The following is an 18,567-nucleotide window of genomic DNA, read 5'->3' on the forward strand; positions in this document are numbered from 1 at the left end:
TATGTTTTTGGGGCGATACGCAGCGAGGCCAAAGCCTGACTGGCTTCGCTGGAATGCAAGTTTTTTTTTACTGAAAAAAACTATTCTTATCAGCCCCTCTGACCAGTTAAATAAGCATCAATTCAGCGGTTTTTTCGCCACCACAAAGTAATTCACATCCAGCCCGGGGCCTACTTTGAAGGTGTTACTCAGCGGATTAAAGTGCAAGCCGGTTGCACCTGTGATGGTAAGGCCTGCCTGTTCTGCATAGCGCATCAACAGCGAAGGGCGAATAAACTTGGCGTATTCATGGGTGCCTTTGGGGACCAATCGTAGCAGGTATTCCGCGCCTACAATGGCCATGGCATAGGCTTTCCAGCTTTTATTAATGGTAGAAAACACCACCGTGCCGCCGGGTGCTACTAAATCTGCACATGCCTGCACTACAGAAGCAGGCTCGGGCACATGCTCCAGCATTTCCATGCAGGTTACCAGCTCAAACTGGCCGGCTGCCTGTAACGCATAGTGCTCGGCGGTTGATTGCTGGTAATCGACGGCAATGCCAGCTTCAAGCGCGTGCAGCCGGGCAACCATCAAAGCTTCATCGGCCATATCAATGCCGGTGACTTTAGCGCCGGCACGGGCCATGCTTTCAGCCAGAATACCGCCCCCACAACCCACATCAATTACCGTTTTACCAAATAAACCACCCAGCTGATCACTGATGTAACCCAGCCGGGTAGGGTTTAGCAGATGCAAGGGTTTGAATTCACCGTCCGGATCCCACCAGCGTGAGGCGATGTCATTAAACTTGGCAATTTCAGCGGCATCTACATTGGCAGGCAGCGGCTGAACAGGGATATCGGCCATCGGGGAAGTCTCCAAAAAGTTTTCGCTATTATAGGGCGATGCAGCATCACTGCAAGCAGAGCTACCGCTTCAGTTTACTTTTCGTACAACAGCACCGATCGGCCATGGCAACTGCCATTTTATGTGGTAGAATCCGACGTTGCCCCGCAACTAAGAACTGCGATAAATGCGGGTTATCTCCATGATTTAAGGGAAAAAGCGCGAATATGACTGAGCTGGCAAAAGAAATCGTTCCCATCAATATTGAAGACGAACTGAAGAATTCCTACCTGGACTACGCCATGAGCGTCATCGTCGGCCGTGCGCTGCCGGATGTCCGGGATGGCCTCAAGCCTGTGCATCGCCGAGTTCTTTTTGCGATGAAAGAACTGGGCAATGACTGGAACAAAGCCTACAAAAAATCTGCCCGTGTAGTCGGTGACGTCATTGGTAAATACCACCCGCATGGTGACAGTGCCGTGTACGACACCATCGTCCGGATGGCTCAGCCATTTTCATTGCGTTATATGCTGGTGGATGGTCAGGGCAACTTTGGTTCCATCGATGGCGACTCTGCGGCAGCGATGCGTTACACCGAAGTGCGGATGGCTCGCATTGCTCACGAGCTGTTGGCCGATCTCGACAAAGAAACCGTCGATTTTGTGCCGAACTACGATGGCACCGAGCAAATTCCGGGCGTTTTGCCAACCCGTTTACCGAACCTGCTGATCAATGGTTCCTCAGGCATTGCCGTTGGTATGGCGACCAATATACCGCCGCACAACTTAACCGAAGTGATTGATGCCTGTCTGGCGTTAATCGCTAACCCGGAAATCAGCATTCCTGAGCTGATGCAGCTGATCCCAGGCCCAGACTTTCCAACGGCCGCCATTATCAATGGCCGTAAGGGCATTGAAGAAGCCTACCGTACAGGCCGGGGTAAAATTTACATCCGTGCCCGTACCGAAATTGAAACCGATGAGAAAACCGGCCGCGAAACCATTATCGTTAATGAACTGCCGTATCAGGTAAATAAAGCGCGTTTGATTGAGAAAATCGCCGAGCTGGTGAAAGAAAAACGCATTGAAGGCATTTCGGCACTGCGTGATGAGTCCGATAAAGACGGCATGCGTATTGTGATTGAGCTTAAGCGTGGCGAGTCTAGCGACGTGATGCTGAATCACCTGTATACCAATACCCAGATGCAAACGGTGTTTGGTATCAATATGGTGGCACTGGATCAGGGCCAGCCTAAGATCCTCGGCTTAAAGCAGATGCTGGAGTGCTTTGTACTGCACCGCCGTGAAGTCGTTACCCGCCGTACTGTCTATGATTTGCGCAAGGCTCGCGACCGGGCACATATTTTAGAAGGTCTGGCGATAGCGCTGGCCAATATCGATGAAATCATTGAGCTGATTAAAACCTCCAACAGCCCGGCAGAAGCAAAAATTGGCCTGACCGAGCGCAGCTGGCAACTGGGCAGTGTCAGCGCGATGCTGGAGCGGGCGGGGCAAGATGCAGCACGGCCTGAGTGGCTGGAAGAGCACTTTGGCATTCGTGATGGCCATTACTACCTGACTGAACAACAAGCTCAGGCCATTTTGGATCTACGCCTGCACAAGCTTACCGGCCTGGAGCACGAGAAGATTCTGGCAGAATATAAGGATCTGCTGGAGCTGATTGCCGAGCTACTGCATATTCTGGCCAGTTCAGAGCGCTTGATGGAAGTAATTTGCGAAGAGTTGCTTGCCGCCAAAGAGCAGTATGGTGATGCCCGCCGCACCGAAATCTTAGAAAACGAACTGGACATCAATTTAGAAGATTTGATCACCGAAGAAGACGTGGTGGTTACCTTGTCGCACCTGGGCTACGCAAAGTATCAGCCGCTGACCGATTACGAAGCGCAGCGCCGTGGTGGTAAAGGCAAAGCAGCAACCAAAGTGAAAGATGAAGACTTCGTCGATCAACTGCTGGTGGCCAGCACCCACGATACCATTTTGTGCTTCTCAGACCGGGGTCGTCTGTACTGGCTAAAAGTATACCAGTTGCCACAAGCCAGCCGCATCTCCCGCGGTAAGCCGATTGTGAATATACTGCCATTGGAAGCGGAAGAGCGTATTACAGCCATTCTGCCGGTACGTGAATACGAAGAAGGCAAGTTTGTCTTTATGGCCACCGCCAAAGGCACGGTGAAGAAAACCCCATTGACCGATTACTCACGGCCTCGCAGCAACGGCATCATTGCGGTGAACCTCAATGAAGGTGATCAGCTGATTGGTGTCGGCCTGACCGATGGCAACAGCGAGATTATGCTGTTCTCAGACGATGGCAAAGTAGTGCGCTTTGATGAAGGCCAGGTCCGTGCCATGGGCCGTACCGCCACCGGTGTTCGCGGTATCAAGCTGCGTGAAAATGGCTCTGTGGTCTCCTTGATCATCCCGCACGGTGAAGGGGCTGTACTGACGGTGACCGAGAACGGCTACGGTAAACGAACCGCGCTGGAAGAATACCCGGCGAAGAGCCGGGCAACCCAGGGTGTGGTCTCGATCAAAGTATCGGAGCGCAACGGACTGGTGGTTGGTGCCGTACAGGTGAATGAGTCCGATGAGATTATGCTGATCTCCAACAAAGGCACGCTGGTTCGTACCCGGGTACAGGAAGTGTCGGAGGTCGGTCGTAATACCCAGGGCGTGATCCTGATCCGCACCTCAGACGATGAGTCTGTGGTAGGGGTGCAGCGCATCGATGAAATTGAAGAGCAAGAGTTACCCACTGATGAAGCTGAGGTAGCCGAAGACAGTGCTGATACAGGCACAACGCCGGACCAAGCGGCGGATAACGAACAGGTATAACACTCAAATGAACGAGCGCAGCAGCGCTCGTTTCTGTTTACAGTGCAGAGTGTGGAGTAAGAACACAGCATGACCACCTATAACTTTTGTGCCGGTCCGGCTATGTTGCCGGTCGAGGTAATGCAACAAGCGCAAGCTGAATTAATTAACTGGCAGCAGCATGGCTGCTCTGTGATGGAAGTAAGCCATCGCAGTAAATCCTTTATGGCAATCGCAGCGAAAGCCGAGCAGGATTTACGTGATTTGTTGTCCATTCCGGATAGTTACAAAGTACTTTTCATGCATGGTGGTGGCCGTGGCCAGTTCTCAGCGGTGCCGTTGAATTTACTGAGCAAAGACGGCGAAGCAGACTATGTGGTGTCCGGCTCCTGGTCCAAAGCAGCCGTTGAAGAGGCGCAAAAATTTGGCAAGGTCCGCACGCTGGATATTCGCCGCAATCAGGATGGGCAGCGCAGCCTGGTTGCTGCGAAGGACTGGGACATTCATCCAACCGCCGATTATGTGCACTTTTGCCCGAATGAAACGGTCGATGGTCTGGAGTTCACCGAACTACCGCACACGGATGTACCGCTGGTGGCCGATTTGTCTTCCACCATCTTATCCCGGCCGATTGATGTCAGCCGCTTTGGTCTAATCTATGCCGGGGCGCAAAAGAACATAGGCCCGTCTGGCCTGACTCTGGTTATTGTACGGGAGGACTTACTGGCGCGCGGGCAAGGCAAAGCCATTCCTTCCATTATGGATTATGCGCTGACAGCCGGTAACGACAGCATGTTCAATACCCCTCCCACCTTTGCCTGGTACCTGGCCGGCCTGGTGTTTCAGTGGTTAAAACAGCAAGGTGGTGTTGCAGCAATGGCCCAGCACAACCAGGCCAAAGCCGAGCGCTTGTATCAGTTTATCGATCAGAGCGCCTTTTACCGCAACGATGTGGCCCCAGCCAATCGCTCCTGGATGAACGTGCCTTTTCTGCTGGCCGATGACAGCCTCAATGACCGTTTCGTCAAAGAAGCCGAAGCGAATGGCTTGTTGGCATTAAAAGGGCATCGCCTGGTGGGTGGTATGCGCGCCAGTATTTACAATGCCATGCCGATGGCAGGTGTCGAAGCCTTGATCGCCTTTATGCAAGCCTTTGAACGGAGCCATGGATGAACACCTTAACATTGCAACCCATTGGCCGGGTCGAAGGCACGGTGCATTTGCCTGGCTCGAAAAGCATTTCCAACCGGGTGTTATTGCTGGCTGCGCTGGCAAAAGGGCAGACCCGGATCACCAACTTGCTGGACAGTGACGACATTCGTCATATGCTCAATGCACTGCAAGCCCTGGGGGTGAGCTACCAACTCAGTCCGGATCGCACCGAGTGTGTGGTCGATGGCTTGGGTGGTTTCTTTCAGGCGAGCACGCCGGTTGAGTTGTTCTTAGGCAATGCCGGCACAGCCATGCGACCGCTTACCGCGGCTTTAGCAGCCTCCAATGTCACAGCACACCTCAAAGGTGAGCCCCGCATGTACGAGCGGCCGATTGGCCATTTGGTAGAAGCCTTGCAGCAATGGCGGGCGGATATTGAGTACGAAAAAGAGCCTGGGTTTCCCCCCTTGACCATTCGTGGGCAGGCGCTGCAAGGTGGGGTGGCGCGGGTGAATGGCAGTATTTCCAGCCAGTTTTTAACCGCTTTGCTGATGATAGCGCCGATGCTAAACGGCGACAGCAGCATCGAGATTGTTGGCGAACTGGTATCAAAACCCTACATCGATATAACCCTGGCGCTGATGCAGCGCTTTGGCGTGCAGGTTCAGCACGACAATTATCAGCGCTTTGTGGTTCGTGGTAACCAGCGTTACCAAAGCCCGGGCAGTATACTGGTGGAAGGCGATGCCTCTTCGGCGTCTTATTTTTTGGCTGCAGCAGCGATTCGCGGCGGTACCATTACCGTAACCGGTATTGGTAAGAATGCCGTACAGGGTGATATTCACTTTGCTGATGCGCTGGCCGAGATGGGCGCGGATGTGCAGTGGGGCGATGACTTCATTTCAGTCACGCGTAACCAGCTGCATGGCATCGATAAGGATTTTAATGCCATCCCCGATGCGGCCATGACCATTGCCACCACAGCCTTGTTTGCCAAAGGACCGACCTGCATCCGCAATGTATACAACTGGCGGGTGAAAGAAACGGACCGGCTGGCTGCCATGGCAACTGAGCTTAGAAAAGTGGGCGCTGAGGTAGAGGAAGGCCAGGATTATTTGAAAATAACGCCACCAGCCCGGCTGACACATGCCAGTATTGCAACTTATGATGATCATCGTATGGCCATGTGCTTTTCATTGGTAGCGCTGAGTGATACCCCGGTTACCATTGAAGATCCACAGTGCACCCGTAAAACATTTCCTGACTACTTCCGGTTATTTCAGTCGCTTTCAAGCTAGTTATTTCATTATTTCAACCATTTAGGCCCTGGTTCATGCCAGGGTCTAAATGGTTTGCTTAAAAACTTCACAGGCTTTTTGCTATAAAAGCTTGTATACTACGTCGCTGAATTTCGAGATATGACCCTGGAGGCCTGAATGCAACAAGACGTTGCTGTCATTACCATAGACGGTCCAAGTGGCTCCGGCAAAGGAACCCTCAGCCGCTTGCTGGCTCAGAAGCTGGGCTGGCACTTTCTGGATAGCGGCGCCATCTATCGGGTACTGGCGCTTGCTGCGATTCACCATCAAATTGATCCGGAAGATGAAGATGCGGTACAACCGCTGGCAGCTCACCTGGATGTGCAATTTGACACCGATGAAGACGGTGAGGTGAAAATTATTCTGGAAGGCGAGAACGTCAGCTCCACCATTCGTACCGAGGAAGTAGGGGCGGTAGCTTCGAAAGTAGCCGCTTTACCCAGGGTACGTGAAGCCTTATTACGCCGTCAGCGTGCGTTTCGTGAAGCACCAGGCCTGGTGGCGGATGGCCGCGATATGGGCACTGTGGTGTTTCCACAAGCCAAGGTTAAAATATTTTTAACAGCAAGTGCTGAAGTTCGTGCCGAGCGACGCTTTTTGCAGTTGAAAAATAAGGGGTTCGATGTTAAAATCGGCGACCTTTTGCACGATATCCAGGCAAGGGATGAGCGTGATACCAACAGAGCCACAGCGCCACTGGTTCCCGCTGCTGATGCCCTTCAACTGGACTCGTCAGATAAAGACATTACCCAGGTATTGGATGAAGTCTTTCAGTATGCCAAAAGCAAACTGCAAGCTGGCTAATTTCTGAGTGAAAATCCCGCGCCACGGAACCGGCCGGGACAAACTGGTAACCCCACTGCACAGGATGTAATGTGGAGCAAACATGTTGAAAACTAACCTATGACTGAAAATTTTGCACAATTATTTGAGGAAAGCCTCAAAGCCATCGAAACTCGCCCGGGCGCCATTGTAAAAGGCACCGTTGTTGCTGTACTGAAAGACGTCGTTATGGTTGACGCTGGTCTGAAGTCTGAAGCAGCCATCCCAGTTGAGCAATTCAAGAACAACAGTGGTGAGCTGGAAGTCAATGTCGGCGATATCATCGACGTTGCTCTGGACGCTATCGAAGACGGCTTCGGTGAAACTCTGCTGTCTCGTGAAAAAGCGAAACGCCATGAGTCATGGCTGCGCCTGGAAAAAGCCTGTGAAGACAAAGTCACTGTACACGGTGTAATCACCGGTAAAGTGAAAGGTGGCTTCACGGTTGAAGTTGATGGTATTCGTGCATTCCTGCCTGGTTCTCTGGTTGATGTCCGTCCGGTACGTGACACCCTGCACCTGGAGAACAAAGAGCTAGAATTCAAAGTAATCAAGCTGGATCAGAAGCGCAACAACGTGGTGGTTTCACGTCGTGCCGTGATCGAGTCTGAGAACAGCGCAGAGCGCGAGCAACTGCTGGAAAACCTGGAAGAGGGCATGGAAGTCAAAGGTATCGTTAAGAACCTGACTGACTACGGTGCGTTCGTTGATCTGGGCGGCGTTGACGGCCTGCTGCACATCACCGATATGGCATGGAAGCGCGTGAAGCATCCAAGCGAAATCGTCAATGTTGGTGACGAAATCCCGGTGAAGGTCCTGAAGTTTGACCGTGAGAAGCAGCGTGTTTCTCTGGGTCTGAAGCAAATGGGTGAAGATCCATGGGCCGCTATCGCTTCACGTTACCCTGAAGGTGCAAAAATCACTGGTCGCGTCACCAACCTGACTGACTACGGCTGCTTCGTGGAAATCGAAGAAGGTGTTGAAGGTCTGGTACACGTGTCTGAGATGGATTGGACCAACAAGAACATCCACCCATCCAAGGTTGTCAACCTGGGTGACTCTGTGGAAGTGATGGTACTTGAAATTGACGAAGAGCGTCGTCGTATTTCTCTGGGCCTGAAGCAGTGCAAACCAAACCCATGGGAAGAGTTTGCGAAAGGCTTCAACAAGAACGATCGTGTCAGCGGTAAAATCAAGTCCATCACGGACTTCGGTATCTTTATCGGTCTGGACGGTGGTATTGATGGCCTGGTTCACCTGTCTGACATTTCCTGGAATGCCACTGGTGAAGAAGCTGTTCGTGAGTTCAAAAAGGGTGACGAAGTACACGCCGTTGTGCTGCAAGTTGACCCAGAGCGCGAGCGTATTTCTTTAGGTATCAAACAACTGGATGACGATCCATTCAATAACTACCTTGCTGACAACAAGAAAGGTGCTATTGTTAAAGGTGAAGTGACCGCAGTTGATGCCAAAGGCGCAACCGTTGCACTGGAAGGTGGCGTTGAAGGCTACGTCCGTGTTTCTGATATCGCTCGTGAGCGCATCGAAGATGCAACTTCTGCCCTGAAAGTGGGTGAAGAAGTTGAAGCTCGCCTGATGGGTGTGGATCGCAAAAACCGTGTGATCAGCCTGTCAATCCGTGCGAAAGACGAAGCGGAAGAAAAAGAAGCTCTGGATAGCATCAATAAGCAGGAAGAATCTGACTTTGGTGCCAATGCCATGGCTGAAGCCTTTAAAGCTGCTCAAAAAGATCAGTAATCTGGCTTGATGTGTGGGCTGGCAAAGTGTCAGCCCACTCTATGACCGCCTAGGAGATAGTATGACTAAATCTGAATTGATAGAGAAAATGGCAACGGATTTTCCTCATATCCAGGTCAAGGATATGGAGTCATCGGTCAAAGAAATTCTGGAGCAAATGGTGCACTCGCTGGCTTCCAACGAACGCATCGAAATCCGTGGTTTTGGTAGTTTTTCACTGCATTACCGTGCCCCCCGTATTGGTCGCAACCCAAAAACCGGCGAACGTGTCGATCTGGATGGCAAATACGTACCGCACTTTAAACCAGGTAAAGAGCTGCGCGACAGAGTAAAAGACAACATCCGCTAATCTGTGCTTGCTTTACCATCTTATGCCATGGAGTGAACCTTGGTTAATCTTGTTTATGCTGTTGTAATTGCAATTGTGATGGTGGCTGGTTTTTTGTTTGGTGCAGCCAATCAACAACAGGTTGAACTTGATCTTCTTTATACGCAGTACCAATTGCGACTGGTTGATGTAGCCGTATTGTTTTTACTGATCGGTCTACTCGCAGGGTTTCTGCTTACCATGCTGTTCCGTATACGCCGCCGGCTGAGAAGAAATAGCCAGCAGCCAACTTCGACCAGCTGACCTATGCTCGAACTTTTGTTTTTGCTGCTTCCTGTTGCCGCTGCCTATGGCTGGTTTATGGGGCGCAATAGCGTAAAGCACCAGGAACTGAAAGACCGTACCCATATCACCAAAAACTTATCGTCCGGATTAAACTTTCTGCTCACCGATCAGGAAGATAAAGCCATTGAACAATTGTTGCACTTACTGGACATCGAAGCGGCCACCATCGACACCTACCTGGCGCTGGCTAACTTATTTCGCCGCCGCGGTGACTGGGACAAAGCCATTCGTATTCATGAAAAGCTGCATCAGCTGAAATTACCCAAAGTTCAGGCCCAGCAAATACAATTCGAACTGGCCAAAGATTATCAATCGGCCGGTTTGTATGACCGGGCAGAAAAATTACTGACCCCGCTGGTTAAGCAAGAAGCACTGCGTGAACTGGCTCTGAAGCATCTGGTAGCATTGTACATCAGTACCCATGAATGGGAAAAAGCCATGTTGCTGAGTGATGCGGTGGAGCAAACCAACTCTGGCAGTTTACGATTGGCGCTGGCAAATATCGGCTGTGAACAGCAACAGCAGGCAGAGCCAGCCAGTGCATGGAAGGCTTATCAGCAGCTGGCAACCCGTTATCCTAAGGCTATTCGGCCCAGATTTGAGCTGGCGAGGGTGGCTCTGGCAGAGCAGCAGCCACAACAAGCCTTTGTGTTGTACAAAGCCATAGTATTGGAAAAGCCACAGTGGAGCGCAGATATTCTGCCTCTGGCCAAAAGTTGCCAGCAGCCGGATGAAGATTGGTACCAGCTGTTGTCTCAGCTGAGCCACAAGCACAACAACATCAGTGCCCATATTGAGCTGGCCTGCTGGTTGCTGCAGCACGGCTCAGACAAAGCGGCGGAACAATTGCTCCTGGAAAAATTGCAGCAGCAGCCTAATATCCGTTTATTCCAGGCGTTGCTGGAGCAGCGCAAGCAGAGTTCAAAGGAAGCGGCTGAGGTGTTGGACTCTGTGACAGAGCTGGTTGCTAACTATCTGAATAAAAAAGTATTATATAGCTGCCGGAACTGCGGCTTTAAAACCCGGCAGCACTACTGGTTGTGTCCATCGTGCCAGCAATGGGAAACGGTGGAGCCAATCAGTGGCATCGATGGTCGTTAAACAGGAGTTCTCATGTCTTCACTTAGCCCGGTGGTGGTTGCACTGGATTTTGCCGAGCAACCAGCGGCGCTGAATTTTGTCAGCCAACTGGATCCCACCTTGTGCCGCTTGAAAGTTGGCAAAGAAATGTTCACTCACTTTGGTCCTGCTTTTGTGAAACAGCTGCACCAGCGGGGCTTTGATGTCTTCCTCGATTTGAAGTTTCACGATATCCCAAATACGGTCGCTAAAGCGGTTGCCGCAGCCGCTGATCTTGGTGTCTGGATGGTGAATGTGCACGCCAGTGGCGGTCGTCGAATGATGGACGCTGCGGTTCAAAGCTTGCAGTCGTTTGGCAGTGATAAACCCTTGCTGATTGGGGTGACGGTGCTCACCAGTATGGAGCAAAGCGACTTACTGGAGGTTGGTATTGAGCAATCGCCTGAGCAGCAAGTAATGCGTTTAGCCACTTTGGCACAAAGCTCTGGCCTGGATGGTGTCGTCTGCTCGGCACAAGAAGCCAGTTTGCTCAAGCAGCAACTGGGGCAGGGGTTTCGTCTGGTCACTCCGGGCATTCGCCCTGCAGGCAGCAGCCAGGACGATCAACGTCGCATCATGACCCCAGCTGAAGCCAAAGCCGTGGGAGTGGATTACATGGTGATTGGCCGGCCCATTACCAAAGCAGTGGATCCTGCAGCTGCTTTGCAGGCTATACTGAACGAGCTGGCATAATTAGGGGAGGGGATCTTAGCGCGTGGAGGCCATTAATCTTACCATCCTGGTTATCGGGGCTTTGTTTTTAATCAGCATTATTGCCACACTGATTTCTGCCCGCCTTGGAGCGCCTATCCTGTTGGTGTTTCTGATTATCGGCATGCTGGCTGGTGAGCAGGGCTTGCTTGGCATCACGTTCAATAACCCGCAAGTCGCATTTCTGATTGGCTCCATCGCGCTGGTGATTATTCTGTTTGATGGTGGTATGCGCACTCATCCAGAGCGCTTCCGGGTGGCGTTGGCACCTGCTGCTATGCTCGCCACCCTTGGCGTGGTGATTACCTGCACCGTGACTGGTCTTGCTGCAGCCTGGATCCTGGGGTTGCATTGGCTGCAGGGGCTGTTGCTAGGCGCTATTCTCAGCTCGACCGATGCCGCAGCTGTTTTCTCCATTTTTCAATCCCGCGGTATTCGCATCAAAGATCGGGTGGCATCGACCTTAGAAATTGAGTCCGGCAGCAACGATCCTATGGCGGTGATGCTTACGGTCACCCTGGTCGGTGTTCTGGCAGAATACACCGCGCTGGATTGGTCGGTGCTGATGGTATTTTTAAAGCAAGCGATTATCGGTGGTGCCGTAGGCTATGGAGCAGGGCGCCTGTTCGTCTTTTTGTGCCGCAAACTGCCGCTTAGTTTTGCATTCTTTCCATTAATGGCGGTGGCTTGCTGTATCTCGGTTTATGCCGTCACCACCCAATTTGAAGGCAGTGGCTTTCTGGCCGTGTATTTAATGGGCTATTTTGTTGGTAACGCCCGTTTGCCACAGGTGCTTTATATTTTGCGGGTGCACGATGGGCTGGCCTGGCTCAGCCAAATTGTGATGTTTTTAATGCTCGGCTTGTTGGTGGTGCCCAGCCAGTTGCTGGAGCATCTGCTGCCAGCACTGGCCATCGCTGGCATACTGATTTTCATCGCCCGGCCGTTAGCCGTTCTTTTAAGCTTGATCCCATTTCACTTCCCGGCAAAAGATCAGCTGTTTATCAGTTGGGTAGGTCTTCGCGGTGCCGTGCCGATTATTCTGGCACTCTTTCCCTGGTTGGCTGGTGTACCGGATGAGCACCTGTACTTTAACGTTGCTTTTGTAATTGTGATCGTCTCGCTGGTGTTCCAGGGCTGGAGTATTTCACCGGTCGCACGCTGGTTAAAACTGGAAGTACCAAAAGAGTCCGGGCCGGATCAAACCATGCCGCTGGATGCTATCGATAGCAATGATGTGATTGAAGTGATTTCATTCAATCTTAAAGCCGACTCGCCGATGCTGGATAAGCAATGGCAGGACTTTACCGTGCCACACAATGCAGAGTTTTTAGGCGTGATCCGTAACGGCGAATGGCTGTTAAGCAGCGAGAAACCAGTATTCAAACTCAAAGACAGCGTGCTGGTCTTGTGCAAAATGGTCGATGTACCCGCGATCAGTACCGTGCTGGCCAGTGCCGCCAGCAGCCGCAGTATGACCGCCAGTGATTTCTTTGGAGATTTTGTCCTCAACGGGCAAATCACGCTGGATGAACTGGATGCCTTTTACAGCATTACCTTGCCAGAGCATGAGAGCCACGTCACCCTGGCTGATTACATTACCGAACGCTTTCACCGCCGGGTTGTGGTCGGCGATCAGGTAAAACTGGATGCTCTGGTGCTTACAGTCCGTCAGTTAGACGATCAGGGTAATGTTAAACAGGTTGGCATCAAGCCCGGTGACAGTTGATTTTCCAAGTGTTTTTTAAATGGACTGCAGCGCTGAGAACTCAATGTCATAGAGCAAAATGTCAAAGTTACCTGTGGTTTTATCCGCCAGCATTATGCTGACCTGATACACATCGGCAAAGTGAAGTACCGGCATATTCGCGACAGCACGGCCACGAAACTGCCCATTGAAATCTCTGGCCGTAAATTCATAACTGGCTTTGCCGGGTTGGCTATCAAAGTGCGCGACATAAGCAACACCGTCCGGGATAAATGGTGTTTTAAGCCGCAACTGATAGCGACGGCCATCGGCAGCTAATTGCAATCTGATCTGCTGGAAATTCAAAGCAGGTAATGGCTGCTTTAAATTAAATTGCGCCGAGGCAAAGCCACCGTTATTCGCCAGCGATAGATGACCACTAAAGCGCAGCGCTGTGGTTTCTGTCTGCAAAGTCCCGCGCGAACGACCACCCATAACCGTATCATGCACCAATTGCACATAACTAAAGTCGTTAGCACTGGCAAATTGCAAACGCACAGTACCAGGCTGATTAGGATGCACGGACATCAATATGTTTCCCGCCTGCAAAGCAAAACAAATCCACAATGCAGCAAGGCCAAACCATCGAAGCAAAAGTGTCATGGCAGTAGTGCTCCGGCATTGTTTAATCCTGTCATTAGGTATTGCCTTAATACGAAGCACATTAAGCTTTGGACCGATTTAGTCTAAAAACAGGCTTATTCGGCCTAACACATAATATCCCATAATGTATATTATGTTAAATTGAGTATTTAAGTTAAATAAGCAACAGCCCAAGCTATCCACCGCCGTTGATTGGGTTACTCATAAGCTCTTGTTCCCCTACAATCAGGAAAGCGTGAACAACCATAAAATTGATTGCCTGCATTTACTCCTTTACGTGCTGTTCTGAGGACCATGCTGCTATTGCAAACCGGACAGCTTGGTTCTGTTTTACTCGTATTTTGTGTGCTTTCGTCAGTTGAGTGCCCTTTTATTGAGCCTACCAGCAGCTTGCCATCAATGAGTTTGATGTTGGTTTTATCTGCAAAAGTTTGAGCTTCTGCAGTGAATTGCCCGGAGGTTACCACAAAGCCACCCTGAGCGTTTTCTGCAGTCATTACTCCGAACAGTTCGCGTACTACATTCACCGGTACTTTGCCTGCTTTCCAGTGTTTACACTGTACCAGGTAGGTATTTGAATCACTGGCGGTAAGGCGTAAATCAACGCCACCGTCTGCGGCACCGCCCGTTTCATGAACTTGATAACCTTTCTCCTGAAAGTACTGCCCTACCAGCATTTCAAACTCGCGCCAGTCTATTGGCGATAATGGCTCAGATGTTGAAACAGTGCTCTCACGCACATTGGATAGTAGTTTTTTGCGCTTGTGGCGATCATAAAATGACTTCGCAGCGCTCATCAGTAAAAGGCCTGGTACGATGTACTGACCATACAATGCTAGCGGGTAGATCATCGACTGTTGAATATGAGCGGTTGGCCGCTGTGGGTCTATTTCTGGCATAACTGCATAGCTACTGATAAATGCATAAGCCGCGATGGCCAGCGTCACTCCTATCCACCAGGGCAGCATAGTTGCAAGACTAAAAAGATCTTCAAAAGCGGAGCTGTTTTTACTGCGTGCCATGGTTGCTTAACTCCTTTTAACTATCTTGTGTAGACTCAAATCGTGCTTTCGCATTCAGCTATGGGTTAGCCGCAAACAGATACTTTTCTAGCTATTGTCAGCTTTGATTTATTATCAATCAAGACTGCCTGCCCAGCCAGTAATCTTTGAAAACAGGATGAGACAAAAGAAGATAAAGATTCTTTAAGCATAACGAGGCTTCGCTCCTGTACCGCCAACTTAATTAGTATACAAAGGGAGGTAAACTGATGCTTTATTGCGTTCGTATCCCTGTCTGATATCATCCCCATTGTCTTTCCAGTATTTTTTACAGGCGCAACTGGTGAAATTTAGTATTATCATTCCTGCTTATCAGGCCGGGGCAACTCTGGAACGTTGTTTGCGAAGTCTTGCAGCACAAAGTATTTCTGACTTTGAAGTAGTACTAGTTGCGGATGATAATTATGATTATGAGCCCTTGGGTAGCTCCTTTGACTTAAACATCCGTTATCTTCGAACAACAACTTCACGCTCAGGCCCCTCAGTGGCTCGAAATCTTGGGCTGGATGCCGCTCAAGGAGATTATGTTTGTTATCTTGATGCGGATGATTGTTTCTCCGCTAACCGTTTGGCCTCGTTTTATAAAGCATTACAGGACCATAAGTTAGTTGGTGACTACCCACTGACTTTTGATGTTCATGGAACGCGCATTCCAGCCTATTTGTCGCAGGATAAATCGCTTGGCTTAGCTGACTTTTTGCGGCTAAATTTTCCGATTAAAGTTGCCCATTCAAACCAAAAAGATCTTCGTTTTGATGAGACTGTCCGTTTTGCTGAAGATACTTTGTTTAATGCTCGTGCTATTTGTTTTTTTAACACTCCGCTTTATGTACTGGCAGACACTAGTTATCATTACTATTTAAGTCCCACCTCACTAACCAGCCAAAACTATGAAGTAATTGAGCAAGGTTATACTGAGTTGCTTACCCGAGTGCGCTGTATAACTGAAGCCAGTGAACAACAAAAGCAGTTGATTTATCAGCACTTCTGGCTGAAACGCGCATTGAACAAAGTGTTCTTTGATTATGTCGCAGAGTTTGGTCCCTGCTCATTTCCTGTATTTTCTAAAAAACTTGGAGTTCAGCCATGAATCAGGACAGTACCAAGCTGCATGCACCTGCTTGGGTGAAATTGATTTCCTTGTTGTTGTTGGTAGCAGCTTTTATGTTAGCCGCCTGGGTTGTTGTACAGTACATGGATAAGAACCGCCATGATTGGATCCTGGTAGCCATTTCCCTGGCACAAATTGCATTAACAGGCATTGTATTTTTACTCATTTATTTTTTCTCTGAGCGCGATCACTCCACGGCATCACTTCGCAAAATGTCTGATAAGTTTATCTCTGAGGAGGTAAAGCGTTCACTGGAAAAAATTGAGCTGCACTTTGCCAACAACCAATGCCCCCAGGTAGAGGTCGATAAAAACTGGACTGGTATTTTTGGCAAAACGATACAAATCCGCAGTGGGGATTATCTGGCATACCTATGGGTGGGCATTAATGTGAATAAAATCTGGTGCATCTACACATTCGAGGATTTTACGAATGGGCAGGATCCTTCAGGTGTTCACCTGCGCAATAAGCTTAAAGCAACACTGGCAGGTGCTGAGCAAACCGGCTATCACGTGAATATCACCTACCTTTGCCCTTCCGAGCAAAATAAGAAAAACGGTGCCTTCTCGGTGTGGGCTACAATAGCTGACAAAGATCACCCACATATGCTATCCAATGCCCATAGACGACTGTTCTTTGCCAATGATATTGCGATGATGACACACTCAATGCTTAATACCGCCTATCGTGAACATGTATTCCCAAGCCTTGAACACCGCCCTAAACCATTGTAAAGCTGGTACATATCGCTCATAAATCTGCTTCAGATCAAACAACACCCGACATCCTGCTCTATAATGGAAGTCTACAACAGGAGGGTATCTGTGGCAGAAAACGAAATATCAAGCATCAAGCAACGAGGTGACATCTTAAGAGGCGATACCCTGCCTGATCTTGCGCCGGCAGCGATCGCAGAAGAAACCAGTAAACAGAAAATGAGCGGTGCCCAGGCCTCTTTGGAGGTGGTATTGCGGGACATCTCTGAGCGCAGTAACGCGACGATGAATGATCAATCGGTAGACGTGCTAAGCACGCAGCTGCAATCCATAGTGCAAGGAGCATCGCCGGATGATGTGGCCTTATTGCGTAAAGTACTGCTGCGTGAAGAGTTTGAAAAAACCGCTAACCTTGATAGTGGCTCGGATGATGAACTGTTACCCGATTGGCAGGAAAGCCCCTACCCTTATAAAAACCGCCTGCGCCGCAAAAGCTATGAAAAGCAAAAATACAACCTGCAAGTGGAGCTGCTGAAACTGCAACACTGGGTGAAGGAAACAGGCGCCAGAGTGGTGATTTTGTTCGAGGGCCGTGATGCCGCGGGTAAAGGCGGCACCATCAAACGTTTTATGGAGCACTTAAATCCCCGGGGTGCCCGGGTGATTGCTCTGGAAAAGCCCACCCGGGCAGAACAAGGCCAGTGGTATTTTCAGCGTTATGTGCAGCATCTGCCAACGGCTGGTGAGATTGTGTTGTTTGACCGCTCCTGGTACAACCGGGCCGGCGTTGAACGGGTGATGAACTTTTGCAGTGATGAGGATTACCGCGAATTTATCCGTCAGGCACCCGGTTTTGAGCAAAACCTGGTGCGCTCTGGTATCCATCTAATAAAATTCTGGTTTTCGGTAACCCGCGATGAGCAAAAACGTCGCTTTATTGAGCGCGAATCGCACCCATTGAAACAGTGGAAGCTAAGCCCCATTGACCGGGCATCCCTTGATAAATGGGATGACTACACCAAAGCAAAAGAAGCGATGTTCTTGCATACCGACACGGCCGAAGCACCCTGGATTGTGGTGAAATCCGACTGCAAAAAAAGAGCCCGGCTGAATGCGATGCGCTATGTGCTTAGCCAGTTTGATTATCCTAACAAAGACCTGAAACGGCTTGGCCAGATGGACGCACTCATTGTTAGCCGAGCTACCACGCACCGGGTGCTTCCCTGAAAAACTAAGCGGCAGCATCCACAGCCAAGCCAGCGCGGAATAACTGCAGCAGCTCCGGATCGGTAATGCCATTAACAATAAACTGGATGGCAATACAGAACATCAGAAAGCCCATGATCTTGGTCATGGCGTGAGTACCATTTACTCCCAACAAGCTATGTAACCTGCCGGATAAGCGTAAAGTCAGCAGCACAATGGCAGCAAGTACCAGTATACCGATAAAAATACCCAGATACTGCCACCAGGCCGTGGATAAGGTTGCCAGGCTGATGGTTACAGCGATGGAACCCGGCCCACTTAAGCTGGGCATCGCCAATGGGAAAAACGAAATATCATCTTTCTTGCGGCTTTCACGCTTTTCATCCGGGGTTAAATCCACTGTATCTGGTGGATACAACATGCGAAAAGCCACCCGGCCAATCAGAATGCCACCAGCAATACGCACGCCAGGCAGCGAAATGCCGAAGAAGTTCATGATCAAACTACCGGCCACCAAAAAGGTGGTTAAAATTCCGACCATGTACAATACGCCCCGCAACGCTTGCTCGTTACGGGTACGCTGATCGTAACCTTCGGTAATTGCCAGAAAAAGTGGTGCGGTACTGAAAGGATTAACGATGGGCAGCAAGGCTGCCACCGTTATGATAGTGAGTTCGAACATCACAAGCTCCGGGTTATATGCAATCGCCGGGCTTGCGTTTACTTCTGATAACGGCGTACCAGAATGACCAGCCCGACGGTAAGGATAACTGCAGGTAACAACCAAAACAGCTCGTTCATACCTAAATCCTTGTGGAAAATTTTAATTTACGTTCTGATTGTATCGAATTGAGCTTCTAAAGCAAGCTGGCTCTTTGCTAAGATGCTGTAATAACAAGCAATTGGACAA

Annotated in this window: 17 protein-coding genes; 13 read left to right on the top strand and 4 right to left on the bottom strand. The window is 50.1% G+C overall.

Going from position 1 to position 18,567, the window contains the following annotated elements; translation table 11 throughout:
- Positions 1–117 precede the first annotated feature (117 nt).
- Positions 118–849: a bifunctional 2-polyprenyl-6-hydroxyphenol methylase/3-demethylubiquinol 3-O-methyltransferase UbiG gene (gene ubiG, locus QWY20_RS03960; RefSeq protein ID WP_330127741.1), complete on the bottom strand. Its 732-nt coding sequence runs from the start codon at positions 847–849 to the stop codon at positions 118–120.
- 206 nt (positions 850–1,055) lie between these two features.
- On the opposite strand from ubiG, the gene gyrA reads away from it, so the two are divergent.
- From gyrA to QWY20_RS04010, 10 genes are all read left to right on the top strand, one after another.
- Entirely contained in the window at positions 1,056–3,680 is a 2,625-nt protein-coding gene (gene gyrA / locus QWY20_RS03965; protein ID WP_330127742.1) for a DNA topoisomerase (ATP-hydrolyzing) subunit A, read from the top strand.
- A 69-nt stretch (positions 3,681–3,749) separates the two neighbouring features.
- Positions 3,750–4,832: a 3-phosphoserine/phosphohydroxythreonine transaminase gene (serC, locus tag QWY20_RS03970; RefSeq protein ID WP_330127743.1), complete on the top strand. Its 1,083-nt coding sequence runs from the start codon at positions 3,750–3,752 to the stop codon at positions 4,830–4,832.
- Positions 4,829–6,109, top strand: a complete 1,281-nt coding sequence (gene aroA / locus QWY20_RS03975; RefSeq protein WP_330127744.1) for a 3-phosphoshikimate 1-carboxyvinyltransferase — start codon at positions 4,829–4,831, stop codon at positions 6,107–6,109. Before serC ends, aroA begins: the two co-directional genes overlap by 4 nt.
- Positions 6,110–6,247: 138 nt before the next feature.
- The gene (gene cmk, locus QWY20_RS03980) at positions 6,248–6,934 is read left to right on the top strand and encodes a (d)CMP kinase (RefSeq protein ID WP_330127745.1); all 687 of its coding nucleotides are present in this window, start codon (positions 6,248–6,250) and stop codon (positions 6,932–6,934) included.
- Between the two features lie 99 nt (positions 6,935–7,033).
- Positions 7,034–8,710, top strand: coding sequence for a 30S ribosomal protein S1 (gene rpsA, locus QWY20_RS03985; RefSeq protein ID WP_330127746.1), 1,677 nt, complete (start codon positions 7,034–7,036; stop codon positions 8,708–8,710).
- Between the two features lie 61 nt (positions 8,711–8,771).
- Positions 8,772–9,059 (top strand): integration host factor subunit beta, encoded by a 288-nt coding sequence (gene ihfB, locus QWY20_RS03990; RefSeq protein ID WP_091345029.1) that lies wholly within the window; start codon positions 8,772–8,774, stop codon positions 9,057–9,059.
- A gap of 39 nt (positions 9,060–9,098) precedes the next feature.
- Positions 9,099–9,341: a LapA family protein gene (locus tag QWY20_RS03995; RefSeq protein WP_330127747.1), complete on the top strand. Its 243-nt coding sequence runs from the start codon at positions 9,099–9,101 to the stop codon at positions 9,339–9,341.
- Between the two features lie 3 nt (positions 9,342–9,344).
- The gene (locus tag QWY20_RS04000; protein WP_330127748.1) at positions 9,345–10,484 is read left to right on the top strand and encodes an N-acetylglucosaminyl transferase; all 1,140 of its coding nucleotides are present in this window, start codon (positions 9,345–9,347) and stop codon (positions 10,482–10,484) included.
- 12 nt (positions 10,485–10,496) lie between these two features.
- Positions 10,497–11,195: an orotidine-5'-phosphate decarboxylase gene (pyrF, locus tag QWY20_RS04005; RefSeq protein WP_330127749.1), complete on the top strand. Its 699-nt coding sequence runs from the start codon at positions 10,497–10,499 to the stop codon at positions 11,193–11,195.
- 22 nt (positions 11,196–11,217) lie between these two features.
- Positions 11,218–12,942, top strand: coding sequence for a potassium/proton antiporter (locus tag QWY20_RS04010; RefSeq protein ID WP_330127750.1), 1,725 nt, complete (start codon positions 11,218–11,220; stop codon positions 12,940–12,942).
- 15 nt (positions 12,943–12,957) lie between these two features.
- Here the strand turns inward: QWY20_RS04010 and QWY20_RS04015 are convergent, their stop codons facing one another.
- Both QWY20_RS04015 and QWY20_RS04020 read right to left on the bottom strand, forming a co-directional pair.
- Entirely contained in the window at positions 12,958–13,488 is a 531-nt protein-coding gene (locus tag QWY20_RS04015; protein ID WP_330127751.1) for a CIA30 family protein, read from the bottom strand.
- A gap of 272 nt (positions 13,489–13,760) precedes the next feature.
- Positions 13,761–14,585, bottom strand: coding sequence for a restriction endonuclease (locus tag QWY20_RS04020; protein ID WP_330127752.1), 825 nt, complete (start codon positions 14,583–14,585; stop codon positions 13,761–13,763).
- 322 nt (positions 14,586–14,907) lie between these two features.
- On the opposite strand from QWY20_RS04020, the gene QWY20_RS04025 reads away from it, so the two are divergent.
- The 3 genes from QWY20_RS04025 (at position 14,908) to ppk2 (ending at position 17,678) form a co-directional block, all read left to right on the top strand.
- Positions 14,908–15,714 (top strand): glycosyltransferase family 2 protein, encoded by an 807-nt coding sequence (locus QWY20_RS04025; RefSeq protein ID WP_330127753.1) that lies wholly within the window; start codon positions 14,908–14,910, stop codon positions 15,712–15,714.
- 74 nt (positions 15,715–15,788) lie between these two features.
- Positions 15,789–16,469 (top strand): hypothetical protein, encoded by a 681-nt coding sequence (locus QWY20_RS04030; RefSeq protein WP_330127754.1) that lies wholly within the window; start codon positions 15,789–15,791, stop codon positions 16,467–16,469.
- A gap of 90 nt (positions 16,470–16,559) precedes the next feature.
- Positions 16,560–17,678 carry a polyphosphate kinase 2 gene (gene ppk2, locus QWY20_RS04035; RefSeq protein ID WP_330127755.1) on the top strand — a complete coding sequence of 373 codons (1,119 nt, stop codon included), beginning with the start codon at positions 16,560–16,562 and terminating at the stop codon, positions 17,676–17,678.
- A 4-nt stretch (positions 17,679–17,682) separates the two neighbouring features.
- Here ppk2 and QWY20_RS04040 read toward each other — a convergent pair whose 3' ends face one another.
- A complete protein-coding gene (locus QWY20_RS04040) occupies positions 17,683–18,339 on the bottom strand; it encodes a MarC family NAAT transporter (RefSeq protein WP_330127756.1) in 657 nt (218 codons plus the stop codon).
- Positions 18,340–18,567: the final 228 nt, after the last annotated feature.

Source organism: Alkalimonas cellulosilytica (assembly GCF_036325985.1).
In the GTDB taxonomy this organism is placed as follows: Bacteria; Pseudomonadota; Gammaproteobacteria; order Enterobacterales; family Alteromonadaceae; genus Alkalimonas; species Alkalimonas cellulosilytica.